General features: G+C 63.9%; 22 protein-coding genes. 3 read left to right on the plus strand and 19 right to left on the minus strand.

The features are described 5' to 3' along the window. Positions 1-344: 344 nt before the first annotated feature. From EV560_RS18165 to EV560_RS18185, 5 genes are all read right to left on the minus strand, one after another. On the minus strand, positions 345-701 hold the full coding sequence (locus tag EV560_RS18165) for a contact-dependent growth inhibition system immunity protein (RefSeq protein WP_131857173.1): 357 nt from the start codon (positions 699-701) through the stop codon (positions 345-347). Between the two features lie 3 nt (positions 702-704). Beyond that, entirely contained in the window at positions 705-1,208 is a 504-nt protein-coding gene (locus EV560_RS18170) for a hypothetical protein (RefSeq protein ID WP_131857174.1), read from the minus strand. A 220-nt stretch (positions 1,209-1,428) separates the two neighbouring features. Continuing rightward, a complete protein-coding gene (locus EV560_RS18175) occupies positions 1,429-1,707 on the minus strand; it encodes a hypothetical protein (protein WP_131857175.1) in 279 nt (92 codons plus the stop codon). After that, positions 1,704-1,973: a hypothetical protein gene (locus EV560_RS18180; RefSeq protein ID WP_131857176.1), complete on the minus strand. Its 270-nt coding sequence runs from the start codon at positions 1,971-1,973 to the stop codon at positions 1,704-1,706. Before EV560_RS18180 ends, EV560_RS18175 begins: the two co-directional genes overlap by 4 nt. Continuing rightward, positions 1,973-2,167, minus strand: coding sequence for a hypothetical protein (locus EV560_RS18185; protein WP_131857177.1), 195 nt, complete (start codon positions 2,165-2,167; stop codon positions 1,973-1,975). The genes EV560_RS18180 and EV560_RS18185 overlap by 1 nt, the downstream gene beginning before the upstream one ends. Before the next feature lie 492 nt (positions 2,168-2,659). Between EV560_RS18185 and EV560_RS18190 the strand changes: the two genes are divergently transcribed. Further along, a complete protein-coding gene (locus EV560_RS18190) occupies positions 2,660-2,926 on the plus strand; it encodes a DUF982 domain-containing protein (protein WP_165923523.1) in 267 nt (88 codons plus the stop codon). A gap of 198 nt (positions 2,927-3,124) precedes the next feature. Here EV560_RS18190 and EV560_RS18195 read toward each other — a convergent pair whose 3' ends face one another. The 5 genes from EV560_RS18195 to EV560_RS18210 all read right to left on the minus strand — a co-directional run bounded on the left by EV560_RS18195 (position 3,125) and on the right by EV560_RS18210 (position 8,037). Further along, entirely contained in the window at positions 3,125-3,994 is an 870-nt protein-coding gene (locus EV560_RS18195; RefSeq protein ID WP_131857179.1) for a hypothetical protein, read from the minus strand. 1,238 nt (positions 3,995-5,232) lie between these two features. Then, positions 5,233-6,216 carry an ABC transporter transmembrane domain-containing protein gene (locus tag EV560_RS18200; RefSeq protein WP_165923524.1) on the minus strand — a complete coding sequence of 328 codons (984 nt, stop codon included), beginning with the start codon at positions 6,214-6,216 and terminating at the stop codon, positions 5,233-5,235. A gap of 10 nt (positions 6,217-6,226) precedes the next feature. Continuing rightward, on the minus strand, positions 6,227-6,433 hold the full coding sequence (locus tag EV560_RS35815) for a hypothetical protein (protein ID WP_165923525.1): 207 nt from the start codon (positions 6,431-6,433) through the stop codon (positions 6,227-6,229). Positions 6,434-6,531: 98 nt separating this feature from the next. Then, positions 6,532-6,810, minus strand: coding sequence for a hypothetical protein (locus tag EV560_RS18205; RefSeq protein ID WP_131857181.1), 279 nt, complete (start codon positions 6,808-6,810; stop codon positions 6,532-6,534). A gap of 102 nt (positions 6,811-6,912) precedes the next feature. After that, positions 6,913-8,037: an extracellular catalytic domain type 1 short-chain-length polyhydroxyalkanoate depolymerase gene (locus tag EV560_RS18210; protein ID WP_131857182.1), complete on the minus strand. Its 1,125-nt coding sequence runs from the start codon at positions 8,035-8,037 to the stop codon at positions 6,913-6,915. Positions 8,038-8,577: 540 nt separating this feature from the next. Between EV560_RS18210 and EV560_RS36880 the strand changes: the two genes are divergently transcribed. Beyond that, positions 8,578-8,802 carry a DUF4167 domain-containing protein gene (locus EV560_RS36880; protein WP_207908056.1) on the plus strand — a complete coding sequence of 75 codons (225 nt, stop codon included), beginning with the start codon at positions 8,578-8,580 and terminating at the stop codon, positions 8,800-8,802. A 63-nt stretch (positions 8,803-8,865) separates the two neighbouring features. After that, positions 8,866-9,075, plus strand: coding sequence for a cold-shock protein (locus EV560_RS18220; protein WP_131857184.1), 210 nt, complete (start codon positions 8,866-8,868; stop codon positions 9,073-9,075). Between the two features lie 183 nt (positions 9,076-9,258). Here the strand turns inward: EV560_RS18220 and EV560_RS18225 are convergent, their stop codons facing one another. The 9 genes from EV560_RS18225 to EV560_RS18265 form a co-directional block, all read right to left on the minus strand. Then, positions 9,259-11,661 (minus strand): PAS domain-containing protein, encoded by a 2,403-nt coding sequence (locus EV560_RS18225; RefSeq protein WP_131857185.1) that lies wholly within the window; start codon positions 11,659-11,661, stop codon positions 9,259-9,261. Continuing rightward, positions 11,661-12,299, minus strand: coding sequence for a chemotaxis protein CheX (locus tag EV560_RS18230; protein WP_131857186.1), 639 nt, complete (start codon positions 12,297-12,299; stop codon positions 11,661-11,663). The genes EV560_RS18225 and EV560_RS18230 overlap by 1 nt, the downstream gene beginning before the upstream one ends. Continuing rightward, on the minus strand, positions 12,296-12,664 hold the full coding sequence (locus EV560_RS18235) for a response regulator transcription factor (protein ID WP_348982233.1): 369 nt from the start codon (positions 12,662-12,664) through the stop codon (positions 12,296-12,298). Before EV560_RS18235 ends, EV560_RS18230 begins: the two co-directional genes overlap by 4 nt. 94 nt (positions 12,665-12,758) lie before the next feature. Beyond that, positions 12,759-13,007, minus strand: coding sequence for a hypothetical protein (locus tag EV560_RS18240; protein ID WP_131857188.1), 249 nt, complete (start codon positions 13,005-13,007; stop codon positions 12,759-12,761). Continuing rightward, positions 13,004-14,932: a chemotaxis protein CheA gene (locus EV560_RS18245; RefSeq protein WP_131857189.1), complete on the minus strand. Its 1,929-nt coding sequence runs from the start codon at positions 14,930-14,932 to the stop codon at positions 13,004-13,006. Before EV560_RS18245 ends, EV560_RS18240 begins: the two co-directional genes overlap by 4 nt. Beyond that, a complete protein-coding gene (locus EV560_RS18250; protein WP_131857190.1) occupies positions 14,933-15,781 on the minus strand; it encodes a CheR family methyltransferase in 849 nt (282 codons plus the stop codon). Continuing rightward, entirely contained in the window at positions 15,772-16,860 is a 1,089-nt protein-coding gene (cheB, locus tag EV560_RS18255) for a chemotaxis-specific protein-glutamate methyltransferase CheB (RefSeq protein ID WP_131857191.1), read from the minus strand. The genes EV560_RS18250 and cheB overlap by 10 nt, the downstream gene beginning before the upstream one ends. After that, positions 16,857-18,287, minus strand: a complete 1,431-nt coding sequence (locus EV560_RS18260; protein ID WP_131857192.1) for a chemotaxis protein CheW — start codon at positions 18,285-18,287, stop codon at positions 16,857-16,859. The genes cheB and EV560_RS18260 overlap by 4 nt, the downstream gene beginning before the upstream one ends. Before the next feature lie 5 nt (positions 18,288-18,292). Beyond that, positions 18,293-20,224, minus strand: coding sequence for a methyl-accepting chemotaxis protein (locus EV560_RS18265; RefSeq protein ID WP_131857193.1), 1,932 nt, complete (start codon positions 20,222-20,224; stop codon positions 18,293-18,295). Between the last annotated feature and the right edge of the window lie 44 nt (positions 20,225-20,268).

Here is a 20,268-nt window from a genome sequence, read left to right on the forward strand (position 1 = left end):
AGATCACGACCAAGCCATCGTTTCTTGCCGAATGGCAAGCGTCCGTTAGAGGTCGATTTGGTCGAAGAGCCCGGCTGGCGTGAATTCGGGGACGTCACCGCCGCTCAGCGGGGGAAGAACGTTCTTTTCAGCGGGGGAAGAACGTTCTCTGCGCGTCAAGAAAACACCCGTGGCGGCCAGCAATGCCGGCCGCAGACAGACGGAATTTCCACGCCACGCTTGACCGGGCTCGCCCCCGTATTGCCGCGGGGCTTTCAATGCAGTCGGTCGAAAGCAGTTGCCTCGCGTCAGAGCTTGAGGCTCTTCCGGAAGGTTCTGGTCTCGTCATCCGGTCGCTGCAGCGCCTAGTCGCAGAGTGCCTGCAGCCGGGCTCTGTAATCCGGCCTCTCTGCCCACATATCGTCTTCGGCTCTCACCAGGCTCACCAAGACGTCACCCGGATACAGGCCGCCGTCGAAGAGAGGGTCCGCTTCGAGCTTGGGCCACACGAGATCGAGCACATAAGGGTACCCCTGATACTGACTGACGAGGAGCCGGATGTCCCAGTCCGAAAGCTGATCGAGGGGCTTCTTGTATGCCTCGTAGATCGTTCTGATCATACCGGTGGGAGCATCCTTGGGGTCGCCTACGCGGTGGCCGGTCAGCTGCTCCAGGGTCAACGACAGGTTCGCGCGCTCATATGCCATTCGCTTGGGCGCCATCGCCTATCTGTCCGATCTCGCAAGGTCGGCCCAGCCTAGAAGCGCCAGGCAATTGATGAAGAGGGCGGCCCAGAAATTCGGGCAGGTCTGCGTCTCGATCACGCTCAGCAGGCTCCGGGGCGTCACCTGAGGGCTGCTCGCATAGGCCGCGATGACGAGCGCGTTTGCCGTCAGCGCGATCGTCGCGATGGTTAGCAGCAAACCATAACGCCGAAGTGACGCTGCAAGCTGGACGAGACCGGGACCGGGCTGGTGAGCCTTGGCGTCGGCTGGGCTTGCCCCGGGGACGGTTCCCTCGCCCCAATTCTGCGACAAGCCGACCACCGCGAAGGTCAGCACAACATATCCGGCGCCAGCAAGAACGGCTTCGATCTCAGGTAAAAGCAAGTCCATCCACGAGGACAGAGCGAGCAAGGCCGGGCCGAGCAGCAGCGCTGCGCCGAGCATCTGAAGATTTCCCTGCCGCCCAGCCCAAAATTGGAGCATCTCACATGCCTTGATGGCCATCGCATATCCAGGCAAAGCCTAGGCCCGACACATGGGATAGTCCACGTACCTTTGGAGTAGGTCCGGGTGATCCCAGCCTTTTGGCGGCCCCGCCCCTCCTGCATCCCGGTCCATGCGCCAAAGCTGAATTTGGGCCGGGAGCCAATGACTTATCGAGGCGGGCTCTCATTATGAATCAGATGGGCCTTGGCGGCATCCTTGGGAACGAAGCGCACCAGACCTAACTGACGTCAGAGCTGCGCCAGCGGCCGTTGCTGAAAACGAAGACGATTTGATGGGTGCCATCGACCGCTTCCGACAATCTGCCCTCGCATGACGGAAACCCGCTCGTTGGCACCGGTTGCGTTTCCAGGCGGTCATAGGCCTCGATCGCGCAGCGCAGAGCGGCGCGCTCGCAGGCCGCCTCCCGGTGCGTCCGGCCGGCCAGGACGGCCAGGCGCTCGGCCGCCGCCTGGCGTTCGCCCGCGCTGGCGATCCTGAACGCCCTGGCGGCGCTCACGGCCAGTCCCGCGGCGTCATGCCCGGCGGCGAGGAATGGCCCACGACAACGCGGTCCGGCTGCCCGATCGCCCGGTAGGTGTCGCCGCGCGCCGTGTGCAGCAGCAGCATGAGCGCGTTGCTATAGCCCATCAGCGCCACGTGGATCGGTGCTCCTATCGGCACCTTCGCATCCCAGGCGCCGATCTTGCCGCGGACCTCCTCGATATCCTTGACCATCTGCGCCGCAGAATATGGCGTGAAGACCCGTTCCGTGCGTCTTGCCATCAGACCACCCTCTTCCATGTCGTGAATCCGCGCAGATAGCCGTTGCTGACCTGGCGCTGCGCATCGGCGGCCAGGGCGGCGAGATCGTGCAGCAGCATGCGGATGGCCTCGCGCGCGTCGCCATTGGCCTCGGCCAGGACGGCGTCGACCTCGTCCTCGCTGATGGTGGTGACGGTCTGCTCGGCCTCGCCCATCGACTGCTCTCTCCTTCAGAACAAAAAGAGAACATTACCGAGGCAGGAGTCAACATACCCAGGGTCGTGCGGGACCTGGCTGCGGGCGCGCCCACCGGCGCGTGTGCGAGCGCTCCCCGCCATGCCAGCCGCGTCCATGCGATCCCTGCCATTCACGGAAAGCGGAATCTCCTTGAGCAAACTGTTGTTCCATCTCTGTTTTCTCGCGGGGGTTGCGGCATCCTCGCGGGAACGATCGAACTGGCCAAAAGCCGGTCACGGGCAAGGCAGCGGGCAAGCGAGACGCGGGGCCGTGCCCTGCGGAGCGTTCAAGGCCGGTTCATCCTCGGCCTCAATGATGTCCGTGACATCCGCTCCGTTAGCCGGGCCACGGTCGAGCTGTCGACCCGAGCCGGCAGGCAAATGGAGCCGGAACACACAAGGCGGGTTCGAGCGTTGATCAGCTCGAATCCCCGGTCGGAGCCGCGAGAGCGAGCGAAGGGAGATCGTTCGATGAAGACGCCAGGCGCAGGTGCCAAGGCAGGCATTCGGTTTCATCCGCCCGTCAAGGTCGTGACAGACCGCCCGGGCCGTTTCGCGACGGTCAGCTCGGTCGAGCTTGCCTCAGAGATCCTGCTCAGCTGGGGTGTTCGCAGCCATGCCTGGCAGAGAGCCGTGGATCGCTGCGAGGCGGCATCGGAAGGGCGCGCCTCTGCCATCGAGGCTCGCGAGGCCTTCAGCAGGGCGGCCGCCGAGGCGGGCATGTTGATGAGGAGTTGAGCAGGAGCGCTTCAGGTCGTTCCGCGAGCGGTCGCCGAGGGGAGGAGCGCATCACCGATCATGAGCTGGTCGCCGAGGCCTGAAGATCGGCCTCGGCGGAGCGGATTAGAGTACGGGCGGAAACGCCGGCCGCGGCTCTCGACGCTGCCGCCGACGTGAGCCGGCGGGGCTTTGCGATCGTGCCTTACCTTTTCGGATCTACCGGGTCGAACCGGCCCGCAGGTTCTCGTCGCGATGCTCGCCACCCAGACCGGCGGCCCAAACAGAGGCTGCTGCACCGACGAGAAGCGCCGCCGCGGTGAGAAACGCTGACAACACCGCAATCTTACGAGCCTTTTCCGCAGCGGCCTTGGCCGTCTCCTTGGCCTGGTTGAGACGGCTGTAGGCTTCGTCGATGCGCTTTTGAGCATCCTCCGCGGAGATATTTGATCGTGCAGAGAGACGCGAAGCGAGATAATCCCGATCGCCCTGCTCGATGCGGCCGTTCGAGAGAGCATTGACGAATATCCGCGAAGCCTCGTCGCGCTCTTCTGCGGTCGGGGGCTGCTGACCGTTGGATCGCATCACGCTATCGAGCGCTGTGGCGAGAGGGTCGATATTCTGCGAGATCAGCGACGCAGCGCCCGAACCCACGGAGGCGGCGCCGCTCGCCGCGGTTCGTGCCGTGCCGATCACGGACGACGTGGCGATAAGTCCGAGGAGCAGCGCACCAGTCGCCCAGACCAATAGCCCGTGCGTGCCGTCCCTGACCTTCCGCTCCTCGAGGTTCGCATCGCCCGCCGGCTGTCGCATACGGCCGGCGATGTAGCCGCCGGCGGCGCAGCTCGAAACCGTTATCCAGAGCGCCCACAATGCGCCGGCGACGGCAAAGGCGGTCGCGCTGGAGCTGCGCGCGAAATCTGCCGATACCATCGAGAGGCCAATCGCTGCGCCAAAGATGGTCATGATGGTGGAAATCGCCGCGGCGACAACCGCACCGCCCAGAACGGGCGCCCACTGCACGTAGGATTGCGCCGACTTGTCGACCGTCACTGGTGCGACGACGAGATCTGTTCGAGACATGGACATCGTGATCCTCCTACCGCAGGCCGAGGAATGAAAGAATGGCCATGACGACGACGACCAGCCCGACGAGATAAATGATGCTGTCCATTACCCGTTGCCCTCCGGCGCAGTGAGTTCCGCCGGAGCAACAGGCACAGTCCAAATTAGTTCCGGAGCGACCGGCTGGAGGGAACCGAGCGGCCTAGCTGGACTGAGAACGCGAAAAGCCCGGCAGCCGTTCGCTGCCGAGCCCTCCGATCGATCCCCGCCGCTCCGACGGCGCAAACTCAATCTTTGCAACCGAAATGCTCACGGCGCCGCCACCGGCTGCCGGGCAGTTCACCCGCGCCTGCGGCTTTGCACCGAACTCACCTCCGGCAAGTGCCTCGCACAGAAGCGCTCAGCCTGCTCGCGAAACAGCGTCCAATTCAAATCTGTCAGTGATGCCGGCGCTTGCTGCGGCTTTGCTCCGTCGATCCCCGCGTCAGGATCCAGCTTCGCGGCTCGGCACATCGCTCGGGCGATGTTCCTGATCCGATCCTCATCCATGCCAGCCCTCCAATAAGGTGCGAGCATCAGAACCTTTGGGGAGGTCCGAGGAGCTCCGTCAATGCCACGGCACAGCCGATCACAATAGCAATCTCGACAATCCCCATCGGAACCTCCTGCCGGTTCCCAGCCGAACCCTCAACGAGCGGCGCCGCATCTTGTTTCCGGGGGCGTTTTGCCATGGCTAGCAAAATCTTAGCACGATTGCAGAGCGAGGCGACCGTGGCCAACTCTTGACGCGCGCCCACCTGGTTTTAATCGGCGCGACCTTGGGCTTCATGGCCGAGATCCGACGCGTGTCGGTCGCCAGTTTCCGACGCCTACGAACCCAAGAGGCGCTTTGCCTGATCGACCGCGTCCATGCACTCGGCCTCTTTGCCGTCCCGATCCAAGCCCCTGGCTCGATCAAGCGCCGCCGATGCTCCGGCCTTGTCAGCCTGACCCGTCGGTTGGCCGCTCTGACCCTGCTGGGCGGTTGTGGGGCGCCATTCGGTCTGCCGGCGGACATCCTCCGGCGATGCCGCCTTGCCTTGTATCTCTTGGCCGACAATCGCGGTCGGCGCATGCTGCGCTGCGCCGCTGCTCGATTGGGCGGAGCCCGCGGCCGACGCGCCGCTCGTCGGTCCTGAGCCGGCATCGCTCGAAGTCATCATCTTCGTCAGATTCCCGATTTCAACCGTCCATATCTGCCTGAAGAATAGCCGAAGCGATGTTCAAGGAGCGTCTTCCAGCCACTTGGCGATCATCTCGTACTGGACTTTCGCTTGTTGGTATTCCCGATAGAAATTCAGTAGATCCCGCATGGGATTGGAAAGCCGCTCTAATCCCGAAATGAAAGCCACCACCGTTCCCAGGGTGGTCTGCCCATGGATAACCATCCAACCGCCAACAACGAGAACCATTAAGGGCCCAAGGGCGTTGACTACATTCAGCAGCGTCTTGAGACCATATTTCAGAAAGTAGAACCTAAGACGATTGTGAAATATCGCAATAATTGTTGGAAATGGGCCGCCAGTCCTTTCCGGACTGTCAACTGTCTGACCGACCGCTTCATCCCCGAGCTTGCGAACGAGCCCTACTTGCCGTTCCACCAACGTATTAAGCTGCTCTTGCATGAACAGCGCGAGAATGATCTGAGGAATGAGAAACAGCATACCGATAAGGGCAATGATCGGCTGAATGTAAAGCATGTAGGCCAAAATCACGATCAGGAATGTCAGATTTACAACGAATTCCGATATGCTTACTCCCACGAAGCCGCCGACGCCGTCTATTTCCCTGCCGATCACATTGACGACCTGCCCGCTCGTAACATCTTCCGAAGACCTATCGGCCGCAACGGTCGCCAACTGGTCGCGCGACAACTTTATCGCGCTCTCGCCAACCCACCCCTGGTAGATAAGCAGGACGTATTTGAGTGTAGCCTGGATCAAGATGACCGCGAGATAGACTACGCCCAGAAGAACCAGCGTCTTGACGTCCCTGTCGGCTATCGCGACGTCCACGATCCGCCGCTGGAGATCGATTGGCACAAAGTTGAGCAAGGCCACGGCCACTGCGATCAGCCCCACGTAGAACTGATGCGCCCCGCTGGCACGCCAGACAAAGTGGGTCAGTTGGTCGCCCGACCTGATGGCTGTGGCCGGCGCCTCGGTTGGTGTGATCCGTCGAAGAAGGTTAGCGAAGATGTTGCGCACTAGGAAAACCTCAAGCTCGCGTCGGAGCTGTTCGGCGCCATAGTTCCTTGGCTTCCCAAACCTCGAACTTGAAGACGAGGTCGATAAGCGCCCGCTCTTCCGCACTTTCCTCGAGGCACCCGGCAAGAGCCTCGATAAGCTTCAATGCCTTTCCGGCATCCGCTTCGTTTACAATCATCGCCGGGTGCGGACGTTTCTTCGCGCGTCTGACTGCCATTCTGACCTTCCGGTAGGGCGATTTGGGGGAACGCTGCGGGTTAGCCAAAATATCAAGAGCCGCCGAAGTCGTTGACCCGGTACTGGCCGCACTTCCATTCATCGGGATCCCGCCAGCTCGCGGTGGGCTCTGCCGAAATCCTCGCTCACATCGGCGCTGTCGCTGTCGTGCGGCGGGGCGCCGAACGCGCAGATCAGGTCGGGCATCGCGGCGAGATAGGTCTTCGCATTTCGCAATGACCAGCGCGCCATGGGATCGGTCGCGAACGCGAGGGCGATGGCCGCGGAAACGGCGCTCTCCTCGTCGCGGGACGCACGGTCATGGACGTCATGGATGTTCCGGAAGATTGCATGTGCTTTCCATGAGATCAGCGGCACCTGCTTGAAGGCAGAACGCGTCCCTCCCCGGCAACGGATGAAAGAGGCTGGCGTTCCCTCGGATGCCGCGTGGACGTCCCGGCCAACATGCTGACACCGTTGCTATCGCATCAGGCCCGCCGCTCGCAGCGCATCCTCGATCACCTTCCCAACACCTGAGACAGGCCCCAGCACCGGCTGGGACGCCGCGGCACGCTTGCCTCCGATCCGTTCAGAGCCGGCCTGGAACGTCGTCTGTTCCGCCTGGCGAGGCAGTGAGAGCTCCGATCCCGTCTCGGTCAATTGCCAGAACCGAGCGATATGGCGTGTCGAAGAGATCCTGGCGTCGAGCATGTAAGCGCCGGGGGCGCCGATATCGTCCGCTCCATTCAGCGGAGTGCCGTGCCCCATACCCGCAATGCTGAATGCTTCGATCTTTGCAGCGCCGGCCCCGTCGCGCCAAATCCATTGGGTATGCAGGTCGATGGCACGCTGCTCGGGCCGCATGTCCTGCAGCCCGTGCAGGCCGCGCCATTGTGCGACGATGGCCTCCATATTGCTGTGAGCGACCGTCTGGTCGGCGCTGCCATGCCATAGCGAGAGCGTCGGCCAAGGGCCTCGGTGGGGGGAAGCGCCGCGCACCCGCGCCTCAAGCTGCCGCCCCGCTGGGAGCCCATGCCCACGCATCCGATCAAATGCTTCGGGGATCGACGTCGCACAGCCATAGGGAAGGCCCGCAATGATCGCGCCGCCGGCGAAGAGTTCGGGATAGGTGGCGAGCATCACCGAGGTCATGGCGCCTCCCGCCGAGAGCCCGGTGATGAAGACCCGCCGCGGGTCGAGCCTGTGGAGGTCGATCATCCGGCGGACCATCTGTGCGATCGAAAGCGCCTCGCCGGAGTCTCGTCGGATGTCTTCAGGCACGAACCAGTTGAAACAGAGGTTCGGATTGTTGGCCCGCTGCTGCTCGGGATACAGCAGCGCGAAGCCATGTCGGTCCGCGAGTTGAGACCAGCCCGCGCCATGGTCATAGCCGCCGGCCGTCTGCGTACAGCCGTGGAGCACGACGACAAGCGGCGCGTGTTCCGGCAAGCGCTCGGGGATATAGCTGTAGGCGCGAAGCGCACCCGGATTGCCGCCGAATTCGCCGAGCGGCGACAGTCGCGAAGGCCGAGCAGCCGCTCCGGACAATGGGAATTTGCCCTTGGCTGCCTTCAGGCGGGCGATCGTGTCGGAGATATTGCGCATCGCGGCTTTCCTCTTGCGGGTCATGCCGAGATGGCTGACGAGAGCTAAACTGCTGCGCGCTGATTATGTTGCAATGCACAATGGAATGAGTCTACCGGGCTCGCTGCGGGCGACCGTGGCGGGCTTTGCGCCCGGAGTTTGTGCTCTGTGAAGCCAAGCGGCATCGCCCGTAGGGCCACTTCAATCCGCCACATTGCGTTGCTACACAGGTTGGTGACGACGAGGGTCGGCTCCTGCTTCCGCTCCGTAAGAGCATCGAAGCCACAAGGCCCCATCCATCAAAAGTCTGAGCGCCGTTGAAGGCAGCTATCGTCGCGGCATTCCGCCGGGCGAATTGAACCCGCGCACAAGACCGCGCGGCATATGGAACTCGATGCAAAACACCCAGAATTCGAAACGTAAGTCCCACCACCATTCCAACGCAGCCAAGCCTGCACCGGCACCAAAATCCGATCCCAACTGGAAGCCGCAACCTTGCGGCCTCACCCGCGAGGAACTGCGGAAGATCGTCGAGGAAATCTTGGGATGAGGAGGCCAGATATGAGCGCTTTCAACGTTCGCCCCGTAGCTTCTCACCACTTCAACCGGCGGAGAGCGCGGGACCCGCGAGGTCAAACCTCTCCCTGTCGCGACCCACGTCAAAGCTATGAGCACTATCTCGCCTTGGCCAAGGACCGGACCTTGGCCGGTGATCAGATCGAGGCCGAGCGCTATTACCAATACGCCGAGCACTATCTTCGCTCGATGGGCAGCAGCGCTGCTTAGGCCGCTTGCCTGCGGCATCATGCAGCGCAAACATGTGGTGATGTTGCTCGCGAGGAGGCTGCGATGGCGACCGGCACCGTTAAGTGGTTCAACTCAGCCAAGGGCTTTGGCTTTATCCAGCCCGATGATGGTGGGCAGGACGTTTTCGTCCATATCAGCGCCGTGGAGCGCGCTGGCATGCGCGAACTCAGAGATGGTCAGAAGATCTCCTATGAGGTCGTGCCGGACAAACGCTCCGGCAAATCGTCGGCTGAAAACCTCAAAGCGGAATAGGCCTCGGCCACGGTTGGCTTGCCGCCACTGGGCGGGTGTCGTGGCCGCTGGCGGGCTAATCGGCTAGCTCAACCGTGCCGGCCTCAGCGTTCAGTGGATGGGACGTCCATGTCGACTTGAGGCCGCAGTGTTTCGATCGCGGCTTTCGAAGCGCGCCAGGCGCGCGCTGCCGGGAGCGGAGATCTAGCTCGTGGGATCCGCCAGCATCGCCCGGATCTTGCGGGCCAGTTGCTCAAGGTCGAAGGGCTTGCTGATCATGTCCATGCCATCTGCCAGAAAAGCGCTCTTGTTGACCGCATTGGCCGCATAGCCGGTGATGAACAGCACCTTCAGATCGGGGATAAGATCGCGCGCGACCTCGGCCAATTGCCGCCCGTTCATCCCCGGCAGGCCGACATCCGAGATCATCAGATCGAAATGGATGTCCTGACGGAGCTTCGCGATGGCCATATCGGCGTTGACAGCCTCGACCGCGCTATAGCCCAGATCCTGCAGGACCTCGACGACGAGCAGCCGCACGGACGGATCGTCTTCGACAACGAGGACGCTCTCGCCAGCGCCCTGCGGCACCTGGGAAGTCCCGCGAATGTCGACGTCACGCTCCTCCAGACTGCGCGGCAGATAGAGCGTGATGGCCGTGCCCTGGCCGAGCTTGCTTTTGATCTCGACCCCGCCTCCGGATTGCTGCGCGAAGCCGTAGACCATCGACAATCCCAGGCCGGTCCCCTGACCAATGGGCTTTGTCGTGAAGAACGGTTCGAAGACCTTCTCGAGCACGTCCGCCGGCATCCCGCTCCCTGTATCCCGCACGGTGATCGCGATGAAGTCATGCTTTCCCTGAACGGTCAGGCCGGGAACGTCGCCTCCCACGAGCGCGACATTGTGGGTTTCGATGCTGAGCTGCCCGCCATCGGGCATGGCGTCGCGAGCATTGATCGCAAGGTTGAGCAGCGCATTTTCGAGCTGGTTCGCATCGGTGACCGCTGCCCAGCAATCCGGCGATGGCTGAACAAGCAGCTGAACCTGTTCGCCGAGGCTACGGTCGAGCAATTCCCGCATGTCCAGAATGAGCTGCCGGACATCGGTCGGCTTGCGGTCGAGCGGTTGCCGTCGCGAGAAGGCGAGCAATCTATGAGTGAGGCCCGCAGCCCGCTGCGCCGAAACCGTGGCCGCCTCCATGAACCGCTCCACGCCATCGAGCCTGCCTGATGCAAGCCTGCGCTTGATGATATCGAGCGCGCCCATGATGCCGGTGAGCATATTGTTGAAGTCATGGGCGATGCCGCCCGTCAGCTGGCCGACCGCCTCCATTTTCTGGCTCTGCCGCAGTTGCGCCTCAGCCTCGCGCAGAGCGGTCTCCTGCTCCTTCTCGACCGTGATATGCCGCCCATAGAGATAGACCGTCTCGCCCTCGCGCGATGCGGTCCAGGAGAGCCAGCGCGGCGACCCGTCCGCATGCTTCATCCGGCTCTCGAACGCAGCGCCGCCTTCGCGCAGCGCCTTGGCGTAGCCGGCTGCAACGAGATCGGCATCGTCCGGCCAGGCCAGCTCCGAAACAAGCTTGCCGACGAAGTCAGCAATCTCCACGCCGAAAATGGCTGCCCAGGCCGGATTGGCGTCGAGGATACGCCCCCGGGCATCGGTCACTGCGAGCATGTCACGGGAATTCAGCCAGACCCGGTCGCGGTCGCGCGTTCGTTCCCTGACGCTTTCCGAAAGCCCTTCGTTGAGGCGCTTCAGCCTCTCCTCGTTCGATTTCGAGGCCGTGATGTCGTAGGCGACGCCGATATAGCGTAGGCCCGGCCCGGAGAGATCGCGCACATATTCGCCGCGGCGAGCAAGCCAGCGGTGTTCGCCTGTGTCCGCGCGGGTGACGCGGAACTCGATATTGGAATCGGGCTTCGGCTGGTCGGGCAGGATCGGCTCGATGATCGGACGATCATCCGGGTGGACCAGCTGATTGACCGTGGCGACCGGCAGGATGCGGGTCGGATGCAGGCCGAGCAGCCGGCAGAACTGTTCCGAGACCGTCACCGTGCCAAAACCCTGCGCGTGCTCGAATGTCCCGATCGCGCCGGCGGACTGGGCGATGCGGAGCTGCTCCTGAACGCGTTTCTGCTCGGTGACGTCGACGAGGTCGCCAACGAATTTCAGGGGCTCGTCATCCGCGCCGAAGATCGCCCTGCCCTTGGCGTGGACCCAGCGCGTCGTCCCGTCGCCTTTGACCAGGCGATAGTCCTTCGAGAAGATCTCTGCCCCAGCCAAGATGCCGGCCACGGCCAGGCGGATGCGTTTCTGATCATCGGCGGCGATATTGGCGAAGAACCGGCTGGTCGGAACGCCTCGCGCCAGCTCGACCGGATCCTGCGAGGTCAGCGTGGCGAAGCGTGCATCGCCGGTCAGCCGCTTGCCGGGAATGTCCCATTCCCAACCTCCGGTCGCACCGGCGGCATCGAGCGTGAGATGAAGGCGGTGCTCCGCATCGCGGATATCCGATCTGAGGCGTGCGAGCTCGGCGGCAAGCTGGTTGCGCAAGTCGTCCGCGCCGTCCTCGTCGATGCGATCAGGTCCTTCAGCGTGAGACATCAGCCGGCATCTTCCGTCACTCGGTCAATGAAATCGGCGATCAGGATCTTGAGAGCTGCCATCGAGGGCAGATCCATCAGCATGGCGATGTAGCCGCGGATATTGCGATCCTGGACTGAGAAATTGATGTAGAGAAACAGGACGAGTGCACCCTCATCAGTATCTTCCGCATGGGCGAAGAGCTGCTCCCCGCTCCCGCGAATGATTTCCGGGAGAGACATCTTGAGCGACTGCTTGAGCATGTTGGCCATTGTGCCCAGGCAGTTGTTGAGGATGACATTGCCTGTCTCGGCGAGCGCCTCGCTTTCGAGTTCCAGAACATGCTCGGCGCTGGCTTCATCGCCCATCACGGCGCGCGCCAGTTCGAGGCTTTTGGTTTCAGGGAAGATCAGGAGGGCGCGTCCGGAAAATGCGCCTTCGAAATCCTGCTTCACCGCGACGAGATCTTCGCTCTCGCGCTGCCCGATCAGGGACGCCGCCGCGGCCTGCGTAACGATCTCGACCGAGGGCACAGATAATAGGACCTGACGGCCAACCATCTTGCGCAGGCTCGATGCAGCCCGGCTAACGCCGATATTGACGACCTCGGTCAGCGCATCGCGCTCAAGCTCGTCCAAGCTGATATTTACGCTCGTCATCCCCGCGCCTGCTTCAGGCGCAAAGCCGCCCCCTCGATAAACCCTGCCATGCCATCTTCGGTGACCGGCTTGTTCACAAATGTCGCGTTGACGGCCCGTGCGCGTGAAATGACCTCATCCTGAATGTTGGCGGTGATGATCGCGATCGGCATGTTGGGGTGCGATTTGCGCAGGTCGGCTGCCAGATCGAGCCCGTCGCGACCGGGCATGTTGAAATCGAGCACCGCAACATCGATCTGCTGCTCGGCGACCAGTTGGAGCGCCTCTTCTGCGTTGCTCGCCTCGACTTTGACCCAATCGGGTTTGAGGGCCGCTATGGTTTTTCCGGCGACGATACGTGCGAGCTTACTATCGTCGACAACCATTATTGTAACCGCCATTTGAAGATTCCACCTTGCAATCTTTGGGACGAAGAATTGTTCCGTATCGCGGAGCGAACTCCGAATTCCGATCAAGTCTTCATGGTGGCTCATCCTTATGCGCGATCAATGGCAGGATATGGTCAGCCGAAAACCGATCCGGCGCTTCGCCGATGACGGTGGGGCGCATGGCGACGAGCACCTGCCAAAGCGCCGTATGAATGCGCTCGGCGGCCAGAACGACCCGGCTCTGCGGAGATGCGGACAGAGCCGAGAGCAGCGCTTCCGCCTCGTCGACGCAGCAGCGGCCCGTCAGCCTGATCTCGCGTTCCTCGACTGTGACCGTCATGCCAGCAAGGCCTCCAGATCGAGCACCATGACGATCCGGCCATCACCGAGCACGGTGGTCCCAAGGATACCTTTCACCGCCTTCAACAGGCCCGCTGGCGGACGGAGCAATGTCTCGAAGCGTTCACCGATGCTGTCGACCACGAGGCCAAGCGCGGAGGCTCCGATTTCGAGGACGAGCAGCAGCTCTTCCGAGCGCGTCTGGACGGTGCTTCCGACAATATCGCCCAATCGCAGGATGGGAATCGTTCGGTCGCGCAACACGCAGACTTCGCTCGATCGGACCTGCGTTATAGCGCTCGCGGGGATTCTGACCGTCTCGGTGATTGAATCCATCGGCACACCGTACTGCTCTCCCGCAACAGTCACCAGGATCACGCGGCTCATGGCAAAGCTGGTGGGCAGAGAGAGACCGATCGTCGTGCCTGTTCCGACCGCGCTGACGATTGTGACCTTACCGCCCAGGCGGCGAACCGAGGCGCGCACCGCATCCATGCCGACGCCGCGACCGGAGAGATTCGACACGGTCTCAGAGGTCGAAAAGCCGGGCGTAAACAGGAGTTCGAGGCTCTCGCTTTCGCCGAGCGTTGCTGCCGTCTCGGCCGAGATCAACCCGCGCGCCAGCGCCGCGGCGCGAATATGCCCGGGCTCGATCCCGCGCCCGTCATCGCGGAGCTCGAGCTCGATGCGGTGGCCGACCTGCCGGGCGTCGACCGAGATCGTTCCTTTCGCAGGCTTGCCTGCGATCTGCCGCTGTTCCTCGGTCTCGATACCGTGGTCGACCGCGTTGCGGATGATGTGAAGCATGGGCTCGTAGAGACCATCGACGATCGTCTTGTCCGCCTCGATCTCGCCTCCGGTGACGTCGAGCTGCAACGGCTTGCCGGTCTGCCCGGAAATCTCCCTGACGAGGCGCGACAGGCGCCGGAGCGTGTCGCCCAGCGGCACCATCCGCACATCGGTCGCGGCCCGCTGAAGCTGGTTGACCAGGCGTCCGAGATCCTGCTGCGCAGCAGCGACATTGCGGGACAGGGCGAGGCCGCCCTCGAGCGCCTGCGCCTGTGCAACGAGAGCGGACATGCCGTTCTTGGCGGTCAGGAGCTCCCCGACGAGCGCGACGATGTCGTCGATGCGCGCGAGATCGACGCGGATCGTCCGCATCACCGTCTCTCCGCTCTCGGCCGGGAGTTCCTTCGGATCGGGCGAGGCATCCTGCGCAATCGCGATCTGATCGGGGATGAGCCGAAAGACCGCCTCGATCTCCGCGCGCTTCGCCGTCGATATCGCCTCGAAGATCAGATTGCTGCGAAACGGATCGAATTCGGTCGGATCAGGCCAATCCTCCCGCGTCGAGACCCGCGTAAAGACCAGGTCCGGTACAGCGGCCATGAGCGAGACCGGATCATCGCCATTGAAGAAGCATTCCGGCGCCGGTGAATAGCGAAGCGCGACCGCCTTGCCGCGTTGCAGCGCCGGATGGGCTTCGAACAATCCTGCGGCCCAATGCGGCACCGTAGCGCCGGCCAGCGACGACGCGACTGGCGCGGCGCGACCGGATGCGAGCGAAAGAACCAGCTTTGCCGCCTCGTCTGCAGCCTCAGGCGGAAGCGTTGCGGCCCGCTGCAGATGCTGAACGCAGCGATCAATCCATTCGATGACGGCGAGAATGGGATCGATCCGGGCCGGATCGAGCTCGACATTGTCCTTGATTGCGAGACCAAGCACGTCCTCCGCCGCGTGAAGCGCGCCTTGCATCGGGGCAAGGTCGAACAGCCCGACCGATCCTTTCAACGTGTGAATGGCGCGAAACGCGCTGTCGAGCTTGGCGCGGTTGCCCGGCTCACGGTCGAGCGCCAGCAGGTCCTCGGCCGCCTGTTGCGTGAGTTCGGCCGCCTCGATCACGAACTGGGCCAGCAGGTCGTCCACTCAGTTCTCCCGCGCGCGGCGATAGACGACGGCGTCGTCAAAGCGAGCGACCTCGAAGCGTGTCGAGATCCGGCTCATCGACTCGGTGTGGCCGAGACAGAGATAGCCTCCCGGAAGCAGCGCGCCGTGCAGGTTCTCGACGGTTCGCCGACGCGATTCGTCGTCGAAATAGATCAGGACGTTGCGACAGAAGATGATGTCGAACGCCCCTTCCGCTTCCGTCGCCTCCCGGTCGATCAGGTTGGCCGCCCGGAAGCTCACCGACTCGCGCAAGTCCTGGATGATTCGCCAGCGATCGTCACCAGACCGCTCGAAATAGCGCTGCCGCAACTCGGCCGACAGGCGCGAGACGGAGCGCTTGCCATACTCGCCGAAAGCGGCGTCGCGCAGGACCGTGCTGTCGATGTCCGAACCGACGATCTCGATATTGTAGGCATCGACGAGGTTCCAGTTCTCCAGCAGCCAGATCGCGATCGAATAGGGTTCCTCCCCGGTGGAGCAGGGAACGGACCATATCCGGACCCGGTCGCCCGGTCGCTTGCCAGCAATGCGGTCGGGCAGCAGGGCGCGGCTCAGGCAGCGCAGCTGATGCTCCTCGCGGTAGAAATAGGTCTCGTTGACCGTGAAGCTGTTGATCAGGTGCTCGGCCTCACCCGGATCGCTCAGAAGCAGGTTGAAATAGGAGCCGAAGGACATCGCGCCGGTCGCGGCGACGCGCTCCGCGACGCGGCGGTCGATATAGTAGCGCTTGGTCTCGCCGAAGAGCATCCCGGTACGCCGATATAGGAACTCGCAGAGGCGCAGCAGATCGCCGGCCGAAAGGTATCGCGGGACGTCGCCTATCGCCATTGGGCGAGCTCCAGCAGCCGCGCGCCGATATGGGCGAGCTCGACGACATCGGCGGCACCGCCGAGCTTGACCAGCTCGCCCGGCATGCCCCAGACCACGGCGCTCTGCCTGGCCTCGGCGATGGTATGCCCGCCCAAGGCCCGCAGCTCGGCCATCGCAGCCGCGCCGTCATAACCCATGCCCGTCATCAGGAGGCCGATCAGCCGCTCGGGCGGGATATGCTCAAGCGCACTGCGGACGAGCCGGTCGACGCTCGGATGCCAGCGATGGTCCGGATCGGCCGGGGCAGAGATCGCCATGAGCGCCCTGTTCCGGCGGGTCACAAGCACGTCCGCATCGCCTCTGCCGATATAGACGCAACCGGCTTCGAGCGCGGTCGGCCCGGTCACCTCGACGACCGAGAGCGCGCAGAGCTTGTCGAGGCGGCGGGAGAGCGGCCCGGTGAACGCGGCCGGCATGTGCTGGGCGACGACGATCGGCCAGCCAAAACCTTCCGGCAGCGCGGACAGCACCGCGTCCAAGGCGGGCGGTCCGCCCGTGGAGGCCCCGATCAGCAGCACGCAGTCATCGGGCAGTTGCGTCTCGGTTCGGGCCGGGCTTGTCGTGCTGCGGGCCGAGGCTGAGCGCGGCGCCTTGGCCGCGGTGCGAAAGCGAAGGCGCTCGGCCAATCGGCGGCTCGTTCGCACCTTGATCGAAGCGGCGGCGCGTATCCGCTCGACGATCAGCGGCGCCAATTCGTCGCCATGCAGAGAAATCGTGCCCTGCGGCTTCGGGATGAAGTCGACCGCGCCCATCTGGAGCGCGCGCAAGGTCTCTTCGGCTCCGTGCTCGGTCAGCGCGGACACCATCACGACCGGGCATGGCTGCTCCACCATGATGCGGTCGAGGCAGGCCAGGCCGTCCATGTTCGGCATGGCGATATCCATCGTCACGACATGGGGCCGAAAATCGCGCATGGCCTTCAGCGCTTCGGCGCCATCGCGCGCGGAGGCGACCTCGAAATCGGCCTCAGCCTCGAAGATCCGGCCGAGGAACCGGCGCATCAGCGCGGAATCGTCAACGATCAGGAGACGGATCACTGGGCCTGTGCCGCACCGGACGCTGGCTTGAAGCGCGCAAGCAGGTCACGCTCGGCCTTGTCCAGCAGCTCTCTTGGATTGACGAGGAGGATCATCGCACCGGCCTCTCCCCGGGCGGCGACCCTGTCGAAGACTTGGCCGCCGTCTCCCGGAAGCTGCGGCGCCGGCGCTATCTCGGAGGCTGGAATCGAGAGGATCTCGGAGACCGAGTCGACGATGAACCCGGCTTGCAGCGGCCCGATCGTCACCACGATGACCCTTGGCCGTTTCGCGGTTGGGCTTTGCCCTGCTTCGAAACGCAGGCGCTGGTCGATGACCGGCACCGCCTTACCTCTGACATTGATCACGCCGGCGACGAATTCGGGAGCGTTGGGGACGCGCGAGATCGACTCGGGAAGCTGGACGATCTCGTCGACCGAGCCGATGGGCAGCCCGAAGACATCATCTCCGAGGGTGAAAACAATGAACCGCTGGTCCGCCTCGGTCGCCACCACATCGGCCATGCTCTTGTCCTCCGTGCCTCCCTCGGCAAGCGCCGCGCTGATCGCCCGGTTTCGGAACAGCCGCGACGGCGACAGGATCGAGATCAGGGGCCGCCCCTCGCCGCCGCGGGCGATCGCGTCGATTTCAGCATCGCCAGCGCCACGCTGCAGGATCACAGGGACGGGTTCGATCGACGTTTCCGGAACCCGGGCAACGCCATACATCGTGTCCGCGACGAGGCCGATGCGCGCCTCCGCGAAGCGGATGATGACGATGTGACGTCGGCCCTCGGCATCACCCTGGAGGCCGAGCAGGGCCGCCAGCGAAACCAGCGGCAGGACCTCGTCCCGAACCGTGATCATTCCGACGGATACCGCCTCGGCTCTCGGCAGGACGGTCACATCGACCGGCAGCTTCAAGACCTCGACGACGCTGTCGAGCGGCAGGGCGAAATACTGTCCCGCGACCCGAAAGGCCAGCAATGCGCGCTCATTGACGGCGGCCGCTTTCCGCAGGGCCTGATCCGCCAGCCGCTGGACACGCCGTCCCGGCGTCGGTGCCGTCTCGACAAACCGATCCCCGAGCAAGCCGCCAATGTCGAGCGATTGAGCCGAAGCGCCCTGCCCCAAGGACAATTGCAGGACCTCGTCGATGAGCAGTGCGACCACCCCGCCTTCGCTGTACACGACGACCTTGGCTTCTCCCGATGATGGCGGCTGGGGACCGTCCGCCGGCGAGACCAGCGCCGACACGCGCACGACGGGGATGGCCGCTCCGTGGAAATTCATCAGCCCCGCCAGGGCCGCGGGGCTGTTGGGGACGCGGGTGATGGCCGGTCGGCGGCCAACCTCGAGGACATGCTCGGCAGGCAAGGAGAAGCCCTGGCCAGCGACGATGAAGGTCAGTTGCCGCGTAGCCTCGCTGCCTTTGCGAGCTTTGGCCATCGGGCTCAACCAAACGCCAGCTGGAGTTCGTCGGCGAGCGAGGCGATTTCCTCGATCGCGGCGGCGAGATCCTCCGCACTGCGTGACTGCTCCCGGGCTGCAGTCGCGGCAGCGGTCGCGGCCGAGCTCGCTTCCTGCGCGGCGGACGAGATCTGCTGTGTTCCCGACTGGACGTCGCGCACGGCCGAAAGCGCGGCTTGCGCGCTGCGGAGCATCGCGTCACTGCCACCGGCGATACCGGCGACATCGCTTTCGATGGCCTTCATGCGTTCAATGATGGCCGCATTCTTGCCGCGCTCAGCTTCGGCAAGGCTGAGGACAAGCTCGAGGTCGCGACGGACGGCCGCGATCTGCAATTGCATCAGGCGCACGACGTCCTTGACGCCTTCGATATACTCGCTGCTCTCCTGGGCGAGCTTGCGGATATCGCTGGAGACCTGCGCGAAGCCCCGCCCGGCCTCGCCGGCCCTAGCCGCCTCGACGGAGCCCGACACCGACAGCATGTTGGTCTGCACCGCGACCAGGAGGATGCGGTCGATGCTCTTCTCGATCTTGCGTGAAACGTCTTCGAGAGATTCGAGCGCGGCGAGCGAGCCGCGCATGTCGTCAGCCGCCTCTGCGAAGCTGCCGCCGATCACGTGCAGCCCGGCCTGCGTCTTCGTCAAAAGCCCTGCAATCGAGCGCGTACGCTCGGTCGCGAGCTGCGTGGCCTTCTGGGTCTGGTCCAGATTCTTCTCGATCTGGATCAAGGCGGCATTCGCCTGCTGGGTCGCGGCTGCCTGGGTCTGCGCGCCCCGGCTGATCTGGTCGATCGCGACGAGGATTTCTCCGGCTGCGCCGGCCAGTTCCTGCACCGTCGCCGAGAGCTCTTCCGCTGCCGCGCTCAATTGCTCGTTGCTGCCCGCAGCCGAGCCATCGCCTTGCAGGTCCTCCGCCAGACCGGCCAGCGCCTGGGCCGCCTCCTGGCTCTGATCGAGCGCCTGACTCTGCTGCTGCACGGAGCGCTGCGCCTGCGCCACGGCGGCAGACTGCTCTTCGGCTGCGCTCGCAACGAGCTCGGCGCCACGTCCTGCCTCGCGCACCGCGATATCCGCTTCGATGGCGGAGGTGAGGATCGCCTGGCTGCCTTCGGCCAGCGCCGACAGGTCGGCACGCACGGAAGACAGATCGGACGCGATAGCCTGGGTCGTTGCCGTCTGCTGCTGGGCGGCAGTTGCCGTCGTCCGGATCTGCTCGGCGAGAGTCTTGACCTCGCGCTCGATCATTCCGGATTGCTCCTCGATCTCGCGGGCTGTCCGCTCGGCCACTTCCGCCAGGGCTCGGACCTCGTCGGCCACGACGGCAAAGCCCTTGCCCACATCGCCGGCACGAGCGGCCTCGATCGCGGCATTGAGGGCAAGAAGGTTGGTGCGATCCGAAATATCGGCGACCATCTGGGTAGTGGCGCCAATGCCCGCGGCCTGCTTCTCCAACCTCACGGCGATTTCGACCGAAGCGAGCTGGCGCGCTGCGGCGTTCCTCAGCGACGCATTGGCATCGTCAATCTGCGTCGCGCTTTCGAGCACTGCCGCATGCAGCGCATCGGTCTTGCGGCGGGAAACCTCGGCCTGATCGCGCGCTTGCGAAAAGGTCGCGCCCAACATCTCCACCGCGCCCTGCGATTGCTGGGCCGCTCCCGCCGCTTCCTCGGCACCGGTCGCGATCTGTTCAAGCGATTGACGAAGCTGCTGCGCCGCCGCAGCAGCCTCCAACATTCCACTTGCCAGCTCTTCGGTCGCGGCCCCGATCCTCTCTGCGACTTTTTGCTGACGGACCCGAGCCCGCTCCTGAGTGCGACGTGCCGCAGCGACCTTGTTCACGGGGGCAGCAACGTCCTGCTTCGAGGTCGAGGAGGAGGCGCGGCGTTTCGCAAGCTCCGTCGTCTTCACCAGCGCCATTTAATCCCCCAGTCAGCGCGAGCTAAAAAATGCTCACCGACGCG

It is taken from the genome of Allobosea sp. BK604 (assembly GCF_004341515.1).
GTDB lineage: Bacteria > Pseudomonadota > Alphaproteobacteria > Rhizobiales > Beijerinckiaceae > Allobosea.

Excerpts from the sequence above, each read along its gene's own strand:
- EV560_RS18240 (WP_131857188.1), bottom strand. The coding sequence starts at position 13,007 with ATGACGGTCACAGTCGAGGAACGCGAGATCAGGCTGACGGGCCGCTGC.
- EV560_RS18260 (WP_131857192.1), bottom strand. The coding sequence starts at position 18,287 with ATGGCCAAAGCTCGCAAAGGCAGCGAGGCTACGCGGCAACTGACCTTC.
- EV560_RS18250 (WP_131857190.1), bottom strand. The coding sequence starts at position 15,781 with ATGGCGATAGGCGACGTCCCGCGATACCTTTCGGCCGGCGATCTGCTG.
- EV560_RS35815 (WP_165923525.1), bottom strand. The coding sequence starts at position 6,433 with ATGGCAGTCAGACGCGCGAAGAAACGTCCGCACCCGGCGATGATTGTA.
- EV560_RS18230 (WP_131857186.1), bottom strand. The coding sequence starts at position 12,299 with ATGACGAGCGTAAATATCAGCTTGGACGAGCTTGAGCGCGATGCGCTG.
- EV560_RS18235 (WP_348982233.1), bottom strand. The coding sequence starts at position 12,664 with ATGGTTGTCGACGATAGTAAGCTCGCACGTATCGTCGCCGGAAAAACC.
- EV560_RS18165 (WP_131857173.1), bottom strand. The coding sequence starts at position 701 with ATGGCGCCCAAGCGAATGGCATATGAGCGCGCGAACCTGTCGTTGACC.
- EV560_RS18180 (WP_131857176.1), bottom strand. The coding sequence starts at position 1,973 with ATGGCAAGACGCACGGAACGGGTCTTCACGCCATATTCTGCGGCGCAG.
- EV560_RS18195 (WP_131857179.1), bottom strand. The coding sequence starts at position 3,994 with ATGTCCATGTCTCGAACAGATCTCGTCGTCGCACCAGTGACGGTCGAC.
- EV560_RS18185 (WP_131857177.1), bottom strand. The coding sequence starts at position 2,167 with ATGGGCGAGGCCGAGCAGACCGTCACCACCATCAGCGAGGACGAGGTC.
- EV560_RS18170 (WP_131857174.1), bottom strand. The coding sequence starts at position 1,208 with ATGGCCATCAAGGCATGTGAGATGCTCCAATTTTGGGCTGGGCGGCAG.
- EV560_RS18225 (WP_131857185.1), bottom strand. The coding sequence starts at position 11,661 with ATGTCTCACGCTGAAGGACCTGATCGCATCGACGAGGACGGCGCGGAC.
- EV560_RS18190 (WP_165923523.1), top strand. The coding sequence starts at position 2,660 with ATGAAGACGCCAGGCGCAGGTGCCAAGGCAGGCATTCGGTTTCATCCG.
- EV560_RS18210 (WP_131857182.1), bottom strand. The coding sequence starts at position 8,037 with ATGCGCAATATCTCCGACACGATCGCCCGCCTGAAGGCAGCCAAGGGC.
- EV560_RS18265 (WP_131857193.1), bottom strand. The coding sequence starts at position 20,224 with ATGGCGCTGGTGAAGACGACGGAGCTTGCGAAACGCCGCGCCTCCTCC.
- EV560_RS18220 (WP_131857184.1), top strand. The coding sequence starts at position 8,866 with ATGGCGACCGGCACCGTTAAGTGGTTCAACTCAGCCAAGGGCTTTGGC.
- EV560_RS36880 (WP_207908056.1), top strand. The coding sequence starts at position 8,578 with ATGAGCGCTTTCAACGTTCGCCCCGTAGCTTCTCACCACTTCAACCGG.